This is a genomic window from Paraburkholderia sp. JPY419 (assembly GCF_050435705.1).
GTDB lineage: Bacteria > Pseudomonadota > Gammaproteobacteria > Burkholderiales > Burkholderiaceae > Paraburkholderia > Paraburkholderia youngii.
Genome location: NZ_JBNDKV010000003.1, coordinates 360,897 through 374,980 on the forward strand (window position 1 = coordinate 360,897; position 14,084 = coordinate 374,980).

12 protein-coding genes and 3 pseudogenes are annotated in these 14,084 nt (G+C 57.4%); 10 read left to right on the forward strand and 5 right to left on the reverse strand.

Features of this window, described 5'->3' with window-relative positions; all coding sequences use genetic code 11:
- The first annotated feature begins 5 nt into the window (after positions 1-5).
- Genes QFZ91_RS25155 through QFZ91_RS25185 form a run of 7 tightly spaced genes read left to right on the forward strand, consistent with a single transcriptional unit; the run spans position 6 to position 6,812 of the window.
- Positions 6-215 (forward strand): hypothetical protein, encoded by a 210-nt coding sequence (locus QFZ91_RS25155; RefSeq protein ID WP_368719005.1) that lies wholly within the window; start codon positions 6-8, stop codon positions 213-215.
- Positions 212-1,549: an amidase gene (locus QFZ91_RS25160; protein WP_429524606.1), complete on the forward strand. Its 1,338-nt coding sequence runs from the start codon at positions 212-214 to the stop codon at positions 1,547-1,549. Before QFZ91_RS25155 ends, QFZ91_RS25160 begins: the two co-directional genes overlap by 4 nt.
- A 57-nt stretch (positions 1,550-1,606) precedes the next feature.
- The gene (locus QFZ91_RS25165) at positions 1,607-2,689 is read left to right on the forward strand and encodes an ABC transporter substrate-binding protein (RefSeq protein WP_429568823.1); all 1,083 of its coding nucleotides are present in this window, start codon (positions 1,607-1,609) and stop codon (positions 2,687-2,689) included.
- An 11-nt stretch (positions 2,690-2,700) separates the two neighbouring features.
- Positions 2,701-3,861 (forward strand): ABC transporter ATP-binding protein, encoded by a 1,161-nt coding sequence (locus QFZ91_RS25170; protein WP_429524603.1) that lies wholly within the window; start codon positions 2,701-2,703, stop codon positions 3,859-3,861.
- Positions 3,858-5,126, forward strand: a complete 1,269-nt coding sequence (locus QFZ91_RS25175) for an ABC transporter permease (RefSeq protein ID WP_429524602.1) — start codon at positions 3,858-3,860, stop codon at positions 5,124-5,126. Before QFZ91_RS25170 ends, QFZ91_RS25175 begins: the two co-directional genes overlap by 4 nt.
- 2 nt (positions 5,127-5,128) lie before the next feature.
- Positions 5,129-5,983, forward strand: a complete 855-nt coding sequence (locus tag QFZ91_RS25180; protein WP_429568824.1) for an ABC transporter permease — start codon at positions 5,129-5,131, stop codon at positions 5,981-5,983.
- Positions 5,964-6,812, forward strand: a complete 849-nt coding sequence (locus QFZ91_RS25185; RefSeq protein ID WP_429524600.1) for an N-formylglutamate amidohydrolase — start codon at positions 5,964-5,966, stop codon at positions 6,810-6,812. Before QFZ91_RS25180 ends, QFZ91_RS25185 begins: the two co-directional genes overlap by 20 nt.
- A gap of 10 nt (positions 6,813-6,822) precedes the next feature.
- On the opposite strand, the pseudogene rarD reads toward QFZ91_RS25185, so the two are convergent.
- Together rarD and QFZ91_RS25195 are read right to left on the reverse strand one after the other, a co-directional pair.
- Positions 6,823-7,640, reverse strand: a pseudogene (rarD, locus tag QFZ91_RS25190) (EamA family transporter RarD).
- Between the two features lie 210 nt (positions 7,641-7,850).
- Positions 7,851-8,390 (reverse strand): annotated as a pseudogene (locus QFZ91_RS25195) (electron transfer flavoprotein subunit alpha/FixB family protein); the annotation flags it as partial.
- 14 nt (positions 8,391-8,404) lie between these two features.
- On the opposite strand from QFZ91_RS25195, the pseudogene QFZ91_RS25200 reads away from it, so the two are divergent.
- Positions 8,405-8,638 (forward strand): annotated as a pseudogene (locus QFZ91_RS25200) (electron transfer flavoprotein subunit beta/FixA family protein); the annotation flags it as partial.
- Positions 8,639-8,684: 46 nt separating this feature from the next.
- Here QFZ91_RS25200 and QFZ91_RS25205 read toward each other — a convergent pair.
- Positions 8,685-9,872 (reverse strand): NAD(P)/FAD-dependent oxidoreductase, encoded by a 1,188-nt coding sequence (locus QFZ91_RS25205; protein WP_429568825.1) that lies wholly within the window; start codon positions 9,870-9,872, stop codon positions 8,685-8,687.
- Positions 9,873-10,029: 157 nt separating this feature from the next.
- On the opposite strand from QFZ91_RS25205, the gene QFZ91_RS25210 reads away from it, so the two are divergent.
- Together QFZ91_RS25210 and QFZ91_RS25215 are read left to right on the forward strand one after the other, a co-directional pair.
- Entirely contained in the window at positions 10,030-10,233 is a 204-nt protein-coding gene (locus QFZ91_RS25210; protein WP_368718786.1) for a hypothetical protein, read from the forward strand.
- A gap of 97 nt (positions 10,234-10,330) precedes the next feature.
- The gene (locus QFZ91_RS25215; RefSeq protein WP_429568826.1) at positions 10,331-11,998 is read left to right on the forward strand and encodes an electron transfer flavoprotein-ubiquinone oxidoreductase; all 1,668 of its coding nucleotides are present in this window, start codon (positions 10,331-10,333) and stop codon (positions 11,996-11,998) included.
- A 203-nt stretch (positions 11,999-12,201) separates the two neighbouring features.
- Here QFZ91_RS25215 and QFZ91_RS25220 read toward each other — a convergent pair whose 3' ends face one another.
- Both QFZ91_RS25220 and QFZ91_RS25225 read right to left on the reverse strand, forming a co-directional pair.
- A complete protein-coding gene (locus QFZ91_RS25220; RefSeq protein ID WP_429464148.1) occupies positions 12,202-12,903 on the reverse strand; it encodes a GntR family transcriptional regulator in 702 nt (233 codons plus the stop codon).
- Positions 12,904-13,061: 158 nt separating this feature from the next.
- Positions 13,062-13,913 (reverse strand): class I SAM-dependent methyltransferase, encoded by an 852-nt coding sequence (locus QFZ91_RS25225; protein ID WP_429568827.1) that lies wholly within the window; start codon positions 13,911-13,913, stop codon positions 13,062-13,064.
- Positions 13,914-14,084: the final 171 nt, after the last annotated feature.

Below are 14,084 nucleotides of genomic sequence, written 5' to 3' on the forward strand. Positions count from 1 at the left end.
AGGCCATGACCGACACGATTTCGCTGAGAACCCTGGTCGCGGTGAACCGAGAATTTTTCGGCGGTCGCTGGACTGAAGGCGACCTTTCTGAACTCGTCGACCCGCGGTTTGGAGTCGTTTCCGACCTATCCAGTCTGGTCGGGCGGCTCGCCGCGATCCGCACGATAGACCTGGGCGACGTGGCGCCGCCTTGGGCTGAGGGCAACCGACCATGATGAGCGTAAAGAGCCAAAGCCTGAGAGGCATGTCTCAGGCGCTTGCGCGCGGCGACGTGTCGTCGTCAGGGATTGTTGAGCATAGCCTCGCGCTGGCCGAAGCCACTAACTCATGGATGAAAAGCCTGATTACGTTGACCGGCGAACACGGACTGGTTAAGGCCGCGGCGGCGGATGATCGCCGCCGCGGTGGAAAATCAATCGGGCTGCTTGATGGTGTTCCGTACGTTGCAAAGGATGCGTTTAAGACCGCAGGAATCCGAACAACGGCTGGAAGCAGAGTGTTGTCGGAACACTTTCCTGCCGAAGATTCCGCGGTGATTCGGAAGCTGGCGGACGCGGGCGCTGCCTTGGTTGGCAAAGCCAATATGCACGAATTTGCCTACGGGGCCACCGGCGAAAATCATTTCACTGGAACGACGGTTAATCCGTGGGATAGGGGACGGCTTGCGGGTGGCTCCAGCGGCGGGTCTGCAGCCGCAGTCGCTGCCGGGATTGTGCCGTTTGCATTGGGCACGGATACAGGCGGCTCGGTGCGCGTCCCGGCAGCGTTGTGCGGTGTCGCAGGATTCAAGCCGTCGTTTGGGTTCATCGACTCCAGCGGTGTCATTCCCTTCTGCTGGACGCTGGATCACGTCGGGGTCATTGCAACTAGCGCAGACGATGTATCAATCGTTTGCGAGTGCCTGACAGGGATCGATGTGTTCGAAGAAGCCGACTCAGCAGCATCGCTCCGTGTCGGCGTCCTGCCTGGTGCGGCGCTGACGCTCGAACAATCGGTCAGATCCGGCTACGAAAAGACTCTGGCTGCGCTTCGGGGGCTAGGAGCCACGTTTCATGAAATCGAGTTGCCGGACGCTGCGGAGTCGAGAACGGTGTCGCTCACAATACAGCTCGCCGAGGCGTTGGCTTACCACTCGCCGTTGATCGAATCATCTGGAGAGAAGTACGGCGCAGATATCAGGAGTGGTTTTGTGCTGGGGCAGCAACTGTCCGCCGAAAGTTACGTTCAGTGCCAAAGATTTCTGACGGCCTATCGGAGATCTTTCTCTCGTCTATTTGACATCGTCGATGTGATTGTCACGCCGACTTGCCCGATTGTTGCCCCAGAAATCGGAAGCACCAGAGTTCCAATCGGCGAGAGTCTTTATCCGGTTGGGAACGCATTAACGCTATACACCTCGTTTTTCAACGTCGTCGGAGCGCCAGCGATCGCCCTGCCTGCAGGGCGGGATGACAGAGGGCTACCGGTAAGCGTTCAAATCGTAGGTGCGGCAGGTGAAGACAAGTGGATTCTTCAGCTAGCCCAGCGATTGGAAAAGGACTTGCTGTAGAGGGTGCCCCGAAGGCCCGGCTGTATTCGAACTCTAACCTATCGTCAAGAGGAAATTATGCAACTCCGAAATACTTCAAAGCAAGCCCGGGCGTGTCTCTTCCTGCTGCTGAGTGCGGTCTTACCCACGACCTCGGCATATGCGCAACAACTGGTTGTAGCATCGTTCGGCGGCGCATACACGGCAAGCCAGTCCAAGGCGTTCTTCGAGCCGTATTCTGCAAAGACAGGCACTAAAATTCTTCCCGCCGACTATAACGGTGGCCTCGCGGAATTGCGCTCGCAAGTACAGGCCGGCTCCGGAGCATGGGACGTCATCGACCTCGAGTTTCAGGATGCTGCCCGAGCCTGTGATGAAGGGTTGATCGACCCTATTAAGGCTACCTCGCTAACTCCCGCGCCGGACAGCAAACCGGCGTCCTCAGACTTTGTGGAAGGCTCACTACTCGACTGCGGTGTCGGTACTATCCTGTGGTCGAATGTGATCGCGTACGACAAGCGAAAGTTTGCTGGCGCACAGCCCACAAGCATCGCCGACTTCTTCGATCTAAAAAAGTTTCCAGGGAAACGTGGCCTGAGCAACAAGCCCAACGGGAACCTGGAGTGGGCATTGATGGCGGATGGTGTCCCCCGCGACAAGGTCTACGCGACGCTGCGGATGCCCGGCGGCCTTGAACGTGCATTCAGAAAGCTCGACACCATCAAAGCGAACGCGGTCTTCTGGGGCGCACAGGCGCAGTCGGTCCAGCTTCTCGCAGATGGAGAAGTCGTGATGACCGAGGGCGGGAACGGTCGATTCACCGATGCAATCACCAAGGATAAAAAACCGTTCGGAATCATCTGGCAGGGACAAATCATCAACGGCGACGTCTTTGCAATTTCGAAGGCCAGCAAGAACAAGGCAGCCGCGCTCGACTTCATCCGTTACGCGACTTCTGCGCAGCAGCTTGCCATCCAAACGAAGTACATCAGCTATGCGCCCGCACGACGCTCGGCGCTCCCGTTTGTCGATGCTTCGTTACGCGATAACCTCCCGACGTCGCCAGCGAACCTGAAGGTTGGCCTTACAAGCGATATCGGGTTCTGGAATGATGAGCAAGATGAAATCAATCGTCGTTGGGCCGCCTGGATGGCTCAGTAAGGAGCAAGGTAATGCAAACGCTAAACGATTCCCCGCACCGGGCCCGTGCAACGTCAAGGGCAGTCGACGGCGATCACGTTGTTTTTTCTCAGGTCGAAAAGAGCTACGATGGGACGACGCAAGTAGTTAAATCACTTTCTCTTGCAGTCAGACGAGGTGAGTTTTTGACGTTGCTGGGACCATCAGGCTCGGGGAAGACGACAACCTTGATGATGCTCGCGGGGTTTGAGGCTCCGACTGCTGGGACGATTAGCATCGACGGCGTTAATTTGACCACGACTCCGCCCCACAAGCGGGGCATCGGCATGGTCTTCCAAAACTACGCCTTGTTTCCGCACATGTCGGTTGCCGACAACGTGGCCTTTCCGCTTTCTGCTAGGAAGGTCCCGAAAGCCGAGATCGCCAAGAAGGTGGCAAAAGCTCTGGAAATGGTGAAGATGCAGGACTTTGCGTCGCGCCGGCCGGCGCAGCTTTCCGGCGGACAGCAACAACGCATCGCGCTGGCTCGAGCGCTAGTTTTTGATCCTTCTCTCGTTCTGATGGACGAGCCGCTCGGTGCGCTGGACAAACAGCTTCGCGAGCATATGCAAACCGAGATCAAGCACCTTCACAAGATGCTGGGCGTGACCGTCGTCTATGTCACGCATGACCAGGACGAAGCGCTCGCGATGTCTGACCGGGTTGCCATCTTCAACAACGGCATCATTGAGCAAATCGGGCCGCCAACAGAGATCTACGAGTCGCCAAACACCGCGTTCGTGTCGCGATTCGTGGGCGATAACAATCTGTTGGACGGCATTGTGCACGAATGCTATGCGTCGGCCGATGGGGATTACCGCGCAAAGGTTACCCATGGCGAATGTCAATTCGAGGCTCTGACGTCAAAGCCGTTGACGTGCGGAGCGCGTGTCTCCCTCGTGTTGCGGCCCGAGCGCGTAGCAATTGCGTCTCAGGGAGCCATCCTCGAAAACCAGGTGAACTCTGAAATCATCGAGTCTACCTATTTCGGGGATCACGTCCGACTTACGTGCAAGATCCCGAGCGGCAACGAAATCTCGGTGAAGGTCGCAAACACGTCTAGCCTCGGATCGTTGCGATCGGGACAGAGCCTTCCCATTGGATGGCGCTCGGTCGATAGCCGCGCGCTGGCAGCCGCAGGGGAGCTGCGATGAGCCCAGTGACACTCGCCGAAGGTCAGACCGAAAGCACCAACGCGGACCGTTGGGGCGCAACGCTGAAGAGACGCGTCCAGAAGGCGAGGCGCCAGGAGACCCATAAATCGCTGCTCCTGGTTTTGCCAGTGATCTTGTTTCTGCTGCTTACGTTCCTCGTACCGATTGCGAAAATGTTCGAGGTCAGCATCTACGATTCGACACTAAGCGATCTTCTTCCGGCTACTGCGCAAGCGCTAGACAGCGGCGGGAAGGGATCAAACGGCCAGGTCTGGACGGGGCTCGCTCGTGACCTCGTCTCCGCACGGGAGAATGGCAAGCTCGGCATGGTGGCGAGCAGGCTCAACGCTGAACGATCGGGACTCCGATCGGTTGTCGAGCGTACCGCAAGGCGCGCAGCTGCAACGGAACAAACGCCTGATCAGCAGTGGTTCGCTTCTGTTGACCCGGCCTGGAGTGACCCAGGCCTTTTGCCGATGCTCGCGCGCGCGACACGTCCGTTCACCTTCGACAACTACCTCGCTGCTCTCGATTTCCGCCGGGATGAGCACGGAAGTGTCGTCTCGCAGCCACAAGACAGCCGGGTCTACAGGTCGTTGTATCTCAAGACATTCTGGGTTGCCATCGTGGTGACCATGTTGTGCGCAGTATTGGGTTATCCGATCGCATACCTGATGGCGACGAGTTCGAAATCGACCGCGAACAAACTGATGGTCCTCGTTCTGGTGCCGTTCTGGACGTCCATGCTTGTTCGTGTAACTGCCTGGATGGTTCTCCTGCAGTCCCAAGGCGTGATCAACGATCTGCTCGTATTGGCGGGCGTCGTCAACGACCATAACCGGGTCATGCTGATCTATAACCTGACCGGTACATTGATCTCCATGACACACATCCTGCTGCCGTTTTTCATTTTGCCACTTTACAGCGTCATGGTTGCTGTTCCGCCCAGTTATATGCGAGCGGCCCAGTCGCTCGGCGCAGGGCGCTTCAGCTCGTTCTGGAAAGTTTACTTCCCGATCACGTTGCCGGGTGTTGGCGCCGGTGGCCTTCTGGTGCTCATTCTTGCGCTGGGCTACTACATTACACCGGCGCTTGTCGGCGGCCAATCTGGCCAGATGATTTCTAACATGATTGCGTTCAACATTCAGGCGTCGTTGAACTGGGGACTGGCGGCCGCGCTGAGCATTGTTCTTCTCGTGGTCGTGTTGTCGCTTTATTTTGTGTACAACCGGTTGGTTGGCGCTGAAAATCTCAAGATGGGGTGAGCATGAACGTCCATAGCCAGCCATTTCGTTCTCCCCTTGAAAAGGGATGGAGCATTCTGTTTATCGTGATTTGTGCAGCGATCTTCGTTTTCCTCATTGCACCGGTGCTTGTCATCATTCCTCTTTCGTTCAACTCGGAGCCATATTTCACGTTCTCCCGTGCCATGCTGCATTTACACTCTGATGCGTGGTCACTGCGATGGTATGAATCGTTTTTTGACAATCCTCGATGGCTCTTGTCGGTCAAGAACAGTCTCATTGTCGGTGTCAGCACAACGATTCTTGCAGCGTCCATTGGCACGGCCGCAGCTCTCGGTCTTAGACAGCGCATGTTGCCCGGTAGGTCACTGATGATGAGCTTCATTCTCGCGCCGATGGTCGTGCCAACCATTGTGACTGGTGCCGGAACGTACTTTGTATTCGCGAAGGTAGGATTGGTGGATAACCTGTGGGGCTTGATTGCAGCCCACACCGCACTTGGGATCCCTTTCGTAGTTGTTACGGTTCTTGCGTCTGCGAGCGGGTTAGATCGCTCCTTCGAACGCGCCGGGGCGATCATGGGAGCCCCTCCATGGATGGTGTTTCGCCGGGTCACGCTTCCGTTGATCATGCCAGGGGTGACTGCGGGCGCTGTGCTCGCGTTCATAACCTCATTTGACGAGGTGGTGTTCGCGCTCTTCCTTCTCCCTAACCCGCAGTACTTCACTTTGCCGCGTCAGATGTGGTCCGGGCTCCGGGAACAGATCAGTCCCGCAATCTTAGCCGCGGCCACTTTATGGATCGCGTTGTCGCTGGTTCTGATGTGGGTGATGAGCTCGTTAAGAAAAAGAGCAGCAAATGTCCGCGCCGCGTCATAACGAGTTCCGGGAAGCGGGGCACGAGGCTTGTAGCATCCGGCATGGATCGACCCCGCTTTTGATCGTCCTGCCACATATCGGAACGAAGGTTCCACTTCATAGGAGCGGCGAGGGGTGGGACTCGCTTCGCTCCGGATGGGCGGATCCAGCCGCACACTTGGTGCTTAGCATCGCGCATGATATGGATGTGTCCACGATCGAAGGGATTTATCACCCTAAGCTGATCGACCTGAACGTTGACGCCGAAGGTCCGCTGACCGATTCGTTCCAACGAGAGCATCTTTGTGCCCGAAGCACCCCATCGGGACTGCAACTGCGGGACCCTCTCGATTACCACGAGGTGCCAGGTCTCGTTACTAATATCTGGCAACCCTTTCACGACGCGGCGAGCTCTGAAATCTCTCGCCTTTCGATGTTGCATGACGAAGTTGTAGTCCTCGTCATTCACGCTGAGCAGCGTCTGAAAGGCTGGAATTTCGATGCATTCGAGAGTAGCTGCATTATCGCAACGGACTTGGGACAATCTACTGGTCGTCCTTTCCTAGAAGCGTTTATAGCGCCGCTGAACGTGAGCGGACATTCATGGGTGGTGAATCCCTGGTACTCTCGGGCTGCGACGGCGCATCGATATGGCGCTCCGGCGAATGGAGTTCACGTGATCGAAGCCGAGATAGGTGCCCGGCTGAGGAACCAATGCGAACTTACCGAGCGCTCACCTAGGAAGTGGAGCAATAGTGACGGCTATTGTGCCGGACATCTGCTTTTCAACATGCTTCATTCGATTTGCGCTGCCGCGGCAGCGTCACGGATGCCAGGTGTCTCTAGATAGCGTTTCCAGTTTATCGTTTGGGCGAACGCATATGCAGTGCGCCGTGTATGCCTATCAGGCCGACCGCGAGCCAGATGGGCGCATAAGTAGCGAGCTTCTGCTGAGTAAAAGATTCCCCCAACAACCCCAGGGAGACAAAGAGCAGCAACACAGGCTCGACATATCCTAAGAGCCCAAAAAGGCTCATCGGCAGAATGCATCCCGCCATCAGATAACTTGCGAGGGCTGCCCCGTTGACAACGCTCCGAGGCCCGGCAATAACACGACCAGCAGCTTAATGTTGCCGGACACTGCTGTAAGGCCACGATGATCGAGCACCTGCCAGATCGCGACAGGAAGCAGTATCAGCACTTCGGCTGCGAACGAGGTTAATGCGTCCGCGTCGATCTTTCGCCTTAGGACAAAATATGGAGGGTAACTAAGCACGATAAGCGCGGTTGGCCATGAAAATGCGCCAGTGGACCAGAGTTCGTGGGCAACCCCAATCGCTGCACATCCGACAGCAGTCCATTGCATGCAATCGAGGCGTTCATGATAATAAAATCGCCCAACGAGCACCATGGCCAAGGGTAATAGAAAGTAACCCAGCGAAATTTCGAGCATGCGTCCATGTAGGGGTGCCCACATGAACACCCACAGTTGAACTCCAAGCAACGTGGTGTTGATGAGCATCGCCACGCCAAGCATCGGATGCTTCAGGCCTCGCTGTGCGAGGTCCCTGAGGGCGTGCAACCTTCCGGATAAAAGGAGGAGGATCACAGCAGCAGGGGCTGTCCAGATCAATCGCCAGGAAAAAATCTCCATCCCGGACAGGGGACAGAGAGGAATATTCGGAAAGAAAGCTTAGTACGACCGGTTCCGTAGCTTGGAGAGTTCGCTGGTAATTGACGAGCCGCTTCGTTATTCATTCAATCAAGGAACAGGGAACCCGGTCCAGTTCACGGCGGCTACACATTTTCTCTTTTCCCGTCGGACAAGCGGAGGCGGGCTGCTGTGACTCTCAGGCAGCCCCAACGGTTAAAACGCCACTAGGAGACGTTACAGTGCGGCAGTCAATTGCGGAAGTACGGTGAACAGGTCCCCTACAATTCCGTAATCCGCTACGCCAAAGATAGGCGCCTCGGCGTCCTTGTTCACGGCGACGATCACCTTGGAGTCCTTCATTCCGGCCAGATGTTGGATCGCCCCGGAGATGCCGACCGCTACATAGAGTTGCGGCGCGACAATTTTGCCGGTCTGGCCGACCTGCCAGTCGTTCGGCGCGAAGCCAGAATCGACCGCCGCGCGTGACGCGCCGACCGCTGCGCCAAGTTTCTGTGCGAGTGGATCTAGCAGCGCGAAATTCTCCGCGCTTCCCATGCCGCGTCCGCCCGACACAACGATGCGCGCTGAGGTCAGCTCGGGGCGATCGCTATTTGCCACTTCACGGCGCACGAAGCGCGCGCGGCTGCTGCCTTCCACGGCGGAGCGCGTCTCGACCGACGCCTTACCGCCGGTCGCGGGCGAGGCATCAAACGCCGTGGTACGGATCGTCGCGACCTTGATCGTGTCGTCACATTGCACGGTAGCGATCGCAAGGGCGGTGCGCAGCGACCGGTCAATTGCTCGCGGCGCTGCTCGACTGGCCACAGGCTACTTTCGCGAGCGCAATTGACATCAAGGGTGATGTAGCCACCGTTACGCGCGAAGTGGACGGCGGCCTTGAAGTGATTGAACTGGATCTTCCCGCCATCGTCACGACGGATCTGCGTCTTAACGAGCCTCGCTACGTCACGCTACCCAACATCATGAAGGCGAAGAAGAAACCGGTGGAGACCGTCACCCCCGCTGGACGCCAGCGGACGAATCGCGAGGTGAGCGGACCTCATCGCATCAAGAAACTGCACCGAGGCCATATTTTCCCGTCAAAAGCTCGCCGGTGGCGAAACGTTCGATTGAGTATGGCTTGAGCGAAACGTCGGTGGGCTGGCCAAGGGCTGCTTGCGCCAGGATTTTGCCGACCGTCGGCGACAGTTTGAATCCGTGGCCCGAGAAGCCGTAGCCGACCACCAGCCCGCTGATGCCGGGCAGTGTACCGAGCACCGGGTTCCAGTCTGGTGTCACGTCGTACACGCCGGTCCAAGATGACGCAATGCCTGCCGTCTCGTACGCCGGGAAACGCTTCGCGACCTGCGCTCCGACATCGATAACATAGTCCATCGGAATGTCGCCCTGTTCGGTGTCCGCTGTAGTGAGCTTTTCGCCGACCACGCCCTCGCTCACGAGCATCTGATTGCCGCCGTAGCTACGGTAATACAGCATGCCTTGCGACGCGAGGTCCTTGAACACCGGCATCTGGAACGTGTAAGGCGCTTCCGCGCATTCGAGCGCGAGCACTGCGTGCCGCTCCGGAGCGATCGGCAGCGTCTTACCGGTCCAGCCCGCGAGCTCCGGTGTCCAGATGTTCTGCGTGCTGATTACGGTGCCCGCCGCGAAGTCGCCCACGTTCGTTGATACGCCGATCACCTTGCTGTTCTCGATCAGCAGCCGGTTGACGGTGACGTTCTCACGGATCGTCACGCCGCCGCGACGCGCAGCACGAGCGAAGCTGGTGGCGGTGAGGTACGCATCCGCGAAGCCGGCTTCCGGCTCGTAACCAATCAGCGCGGCGTCGTCGAAGGTGGCAATCGGCATGCGCTCCTTCGCCTGGCGCGCGTCCAGTAATTCGAGCGGTATGCCCTGTTGTTGTTGCTGGTCAAGAGCGGCCCGAAGCGGCTCGAGTTTGTCGTTGTCCGCGGACACGATCATGTAGCCGCACTTCACAAGGCCGCTGGAGGCTTCGTCGTCGCCGACATAGTTGGCGAAATTGTTGAACACCGACCACGACTTGCGCGCGAGTTCAACGTTTTCCTTCACCGAGTAGTGCGTGCGCAGAATGCCCGACGACTGAGAGGTAGTCCCTGCGCCGATTGTTGCCCGATCGAGCACCAATACGTTTTTTGCGCCGAGCATCTGCAGGTGAAACGCGACCGAGCTGCCGATTACGCCCGCGCCGATCACGACAACGTCGTAAGTGTTCACGGAAAGTCCTTGGATGAAGTGATGACTGGAGTCTGCGCTCGCGATGCGGATCCACGGTCTCAATAAGCAAATCTGATAGCCGTCCATAAGAGTCGCGAAAGCCGATAGGGCTGGCCCGCGTCGTGTCACCATTACCGAAATGATCGGTTTAAGACACATGCAGATCCAATGGCTCGCCTTCACAGATGGCGCTTTCGTGGCCGCTATTTCGATCGGCGTCGCTTTTTTGGCCGGCTTCTCAACACGATGCGCGCTGCGGCTGTTTATGTCGAAGGCCCCTGCGACAGCGCTCGGCGAGGTCGTGGGAATCCTCACGCTGATTGCGGCGGTTGCGTATTTTTATACCGGCTTCACCGTGTAAACGCCAGGCGCGCAGTGGCGGTCAGCCATCGCTTTTCTTCCCTGAACAACGATACCGCTGAGTGTCGTAGGTCGTAATCCCCGAAAATTTTCTTACTATGAATACTCTGCTTGCGCGTGCGCAGCCGCGCGAATCAATGGAATACGACGTCGTGATCGTCGGCGGCGGCCCGGCTGGCCTGTCCGCAGCGATCCGCCTGAAGCAGCTCGCGGCCAACAAAGGCGTCGAGTTCGGCGTGTGCGTACTCGAAAAAGGCTCGGAGATCGGGGCTCACATCCTGTCGGGCGCGGTCATGGACCCCCGCGCCATCACCGAACTGATTCCCGACTGGAAAGAAAAAGGCGCGCCGCTTAGGGTCGACGTAACCGAAGACCGCTTCCTGTTCCTCACCGAAACGGGCGCGAAAAGCGTGCCGACCTGGGCGCTGCCGGATAACTTCAAGAATCACGGCAACTACGTCATTTCGCTCGCGAACGTGACGCGCTGGCTCGGTCAGCAGGCCGAGGCGCTGGGCGTCGAAATCTTTCCGGGCTTTCCGGCTGCAGAGATTCTGTATAACGACGACGGCTCGGTCAAGGGCGTTGCGACCGGAAATCTCGGCATCGGCAAGGACGGCGAGCCGACCGAAAACTTCCAGCTCGGCATGGAACTGCACGCGAAATACACGCTCTTCTGCGAAGGCGCGCGCGGGCACCTGGGCCGTCAGCTGAACGACAAGTTCCGTCTGCGCGACGGCGTCGATCCGCAGGTCTACGGTATCGGCATCAAGGAACTGTGGGAAATCGATCCGTCGAAACACAAGCCCGGTCTGGTGATGCACACCGCCGGCTGGCCGCTGGAAAACGACACGTATGGCGGCTCGTTCCTCTATCACATGGATAACAACCAGGTGGTGGTCGGCTTCGTGGTCGGGCTCGGCTATTCGAATCCGTATCTGTCGCCGTTCGAAGAATTCCAGCGCTACAAGACGCATCCGGCGATCCGCGCGATCCTCGAAGGCGGCAAGCGCGTGTCATATGGCGCGCGGGCGATCACGGCGGGCGGGCTGATGTCGCTGCCGAAGCTGGTGTTCCCGGGCGGCGCACTGGTCGGCGACGATGCGGGCTTCCTGAACGCATCACGAATCAAGGGCTCGCACGCGGCGATCAAGACCGGCATGCTGGCCGCCGAAGCCGCGTTCGACGCGGTGCAGGCGGGTCGTCAGAGCGACGAACTCACCGCGTACCCGGAAAGCTTCAAGACGTCGTGGCTGCACACCGAACTGCATCGCGCGCGTAATTTCAAGCAGTGGATGAGCAAGGGCCTCTACCTCGGCACGCTGATGGTCGGCATCGAGCAGAAGCTGCTGGGCGGCAACGTGCCGTGGACGCTGCATCATCAGCATTGGGACCATGAAATGCTGAAACCGGCGTCGCAGTGCAAGCCGATCGTGTATCCGAAGCCGGATGGCAAGCTCACGTTCGACCGTTTGTCGTCGGTGTTCATCTCGAACACGAATCACGAAGAGAATCAGCCCGCGCATCTGACGCTGAAAGATCCGAGCGTGCCGGTGAAGGTGAACTGGCAGACGTACGCAGGTCCGGAATCGCGCTACTGCCCCGCCGCCGTGTACGAATTCGTGAAGAACGACGATGGCAGCGAGCGCCTCGTGATCAACGCGCAGAACTGCGTGCATTGCAAGACTTGCGACATCAAGGATCCGACGCAGAACATCGTGTGGGTCACGCCGGAAGGCGGCGGCGGGCCGAATTATCCGAATATGTAGCCAGGACCAGGGCTTCCGATAGGCTGCAAGCACCTGAAGTTCTACCCGGGTACCGATATCAGGCAAGAGCAGTTACAACCTCCTGAGGAACGCGAACATCGTGATCCTGTCAGGCTGTGTGGGCGGGTCTTCATTTCTGTGTTGATACATTTTCGAATTACAGCACGGCGGCACCGACCAAACTACACGACCTGTCCGGCACACTATGAGATCAACCGAGCGATGCGTGCGAGACCGAACGAGATGTGGTTGCGTTGCACAAGTCCAAGAGCGCGCATGTCCCCAGCGCGCAGCGCCAAGCAGCATTCGTCCAGCTCCCTATTAAGACTCCTAAGTTCGTCGTCCCATAAAAGTTCCACAATATTCAGCCTGAGCCGTGAGACTTGCACGTAACAGCGGTTATGCGTTTGGCGCACTTGTCCGTTCGTTATGAGACCGTTGATTACGGAATGCAACTCATCGAGGACCTGCCAGAATGCTCCTGGATTCGGTGGCTTGTGTTGCAGCGTCGTCGCTTTAACCGCCAACTGTTGCATCCGCTCGAGCGCGTGCGGAGCGTCTGCTGGAGAAAAAAAGTCGCCAAGGATCTCGCTCAACCTTAGCCGGAATGCGTAAGTGTCACGATATTCCCGGAGATCACCGCCCGTGACTATCGTACCGATGCCATTTCTTGTTTCCACGAGGCCTTCATATGCGAGTCTCTGAAGATTCTGCCGAATCGGTGTGCGACTGACGTGGAATTCATCCGCAAGCGCCGTCTCGCGCAGTACGGTGCCGGGGGGATAATACAGCGTGCAGATCCGATCACGTAACGTCTGGTGGATCTTCGATATCGGATAGCGGGTTGCCGGCGCTTTGTCCACGGTGCCAGCTCTTGACAGCCTTGTTTTTGCAACGTGTGACATCAAAGACCTCCCTCGGCGCCAGGCATTAAGACCGTCGCCTGCCGCACTTTAAAAGCGTCTGCATCCGTTTCCGTGAATTGGGAGGGGGCGGCAGCCAACTACCGAATTCTCAACAGCGAGGGGAAGCAAGAACGTTATGCGCGCCCCCGGCGCTCGCCCTAGGTCTCGATTATGTGAGCCGCAGCGTCGTCGATTGGTCGCTCAGATGACGACAATCTCGCTTGCGGAACAACAGATTCGTCGTCGCTGCGAATGACCCTGCTCAGGTCATGACGCAAATAGCCTTCATGACTCTTGGGAGCTATTCCTCGTTTCGATAACTGAAACGAAAGATATTCTTCCCACGAGAACGCATCAAGTCCAAGGTGATGATTAACGTGTTGCTGGTCCTTCATATGTGTTAGAACAACCCATTGATGCCCTAGTGGGTGCGGCGCATCGAGGAGGACGAGCTCTAATCCACATTCCTCCGCGAGCAAACGAAGAGTTGAAGCCTTGTAATACTGAACCTCCGGATACGTCCAGTGTGCGCAGCTGCTGTCTGAACCTCCCGCCAGAAAAGCCGCCACAAATTTACCATTAGGTCGCAAACTCCGCGACACTGATTTTAAGCACATTGTAATTTGCGTTTGACTCGCGTGCATGAATATGCCGGCGGCAATTATGTAGTCAAACTGGCAATTGAAACTGGTTGTATTCAAACCAGAACTGAATAAAAATCGTGGTCGCTTCAAAGTGACAAGTGCGGAGCCAACCTCCGCCTCGATGCCTTGCCGAAGACACCATTCTTCCGGTTCAATGCCGAAATAGCGATCGGGATTGAGGTACATCAAAGGGAACCTGCCTCCACGCAGTGAACCGCATCCGATATCTAATAAAAAGTGTTCCTCTCTCAATCCCAGCAGAAGCAATGTAACGAATTGCACGGCACCCAAGCGGTCGAAATAATCAGGTGGACCCACCCAGGCGCGATGATCCCTGTCCCCCATCACGTGCTGTTTACTTTGCATTTGGTAGTCCTTATTAGGTTATCCAAAACTGTTTTCGGCTTGCAGCCAAACGAACGGGTTCAATCGGCAAGCGGGTGTCATCGCGCGGCAACGCTATTACCGCAGTCTGGAGCGATATTCCACAACTCACGCATGACGCCAGCGAACACGCAAGAGACGTGCCGAGATGGT

Excerpts from the sequence above, each read along its gene's own strand:
- QFZ91_RS25155 (WP_368719005.1), top strand. The coding sequence starts at position 6 with ATGACCGACACGATTTCGCTGAGAACCCTGGTCGCGGTGAACCGAGAA.
- QFZ91_RS25160 (WP_429524606.1), top strand. The coding sequence starts at position 212 with ATGATGAGCGTAAAGAGCCAAAGCCTGAGAGGCATGTCTCAGGCGCTT.
- QFZ91_RS25165 (WP_429568823.1), top strand. The coding sequence starts at position 1,607 with ATGCAACTCCGAAATACTTCAAAGCAAGCCCGGGCGTGTCTCTTCCTG.
- QFZ91_RS25170 (WP_429524603.1), top strand. The coding sequence starts at position 2,701 with ATGCAAACGCTAAACGATTCCCCGCACCGGGCCCGTGCAACGTCAAGG.
- QFZ91_RS25175 (WP_429524602.1), top strand. The coding sequence starts at position 3,858 with ATGAGCCCAGTGACACTCGCCGAAGGTCAGACCGAAAGCACCAACGCG.
- QFZ91_RS25180 (WP_429568824.1), top strand. The coding sequence starts at position 5,129 with ATGAACGTCCATAGCCAGCCATTTCGTTCTCCCCTTGAAAAGGGATGG.
- QFZ91_RS25185 (WP_429524600.1), top strand. The coding sequence starts at position 5,964 with ATGTCCGCGCCGCGTCATAACGAGTTCCGGGAAGCGGGGCACGAGGCT.
- QFZ91_RS25210 (WP_368718786.1), top strand. The coding sequence starts at position 10,030 with ATGCAGATCCAATGGCTCGCCTTCACAGATGGCGCTTTCGTGGCCGCT.
- QFZ91_RS25215 (WP_429568826.1), top strand. The coding sequence starts at position 10,331 with ATGAATACTCTGCTTGCGCGTGCGCAGCCGCGCGAATCAATGGAATAC.
- QFZ91_RS25220 (WP_429464148.1), bottom strand. The coding sequence starts at position 12,903 with ATGTCACACGTTGCAAAAACAAGGCTGTCAAGAGCTGGCACCGTGGAC.
- QFZ91_RS25225 (WP_429568827.1), bottom strand. The coding sequence starts at position 13,913 with ATGCAAAGTAAACAGCACGTGATGGGGGACAGGGATCATCGCGCCTGG.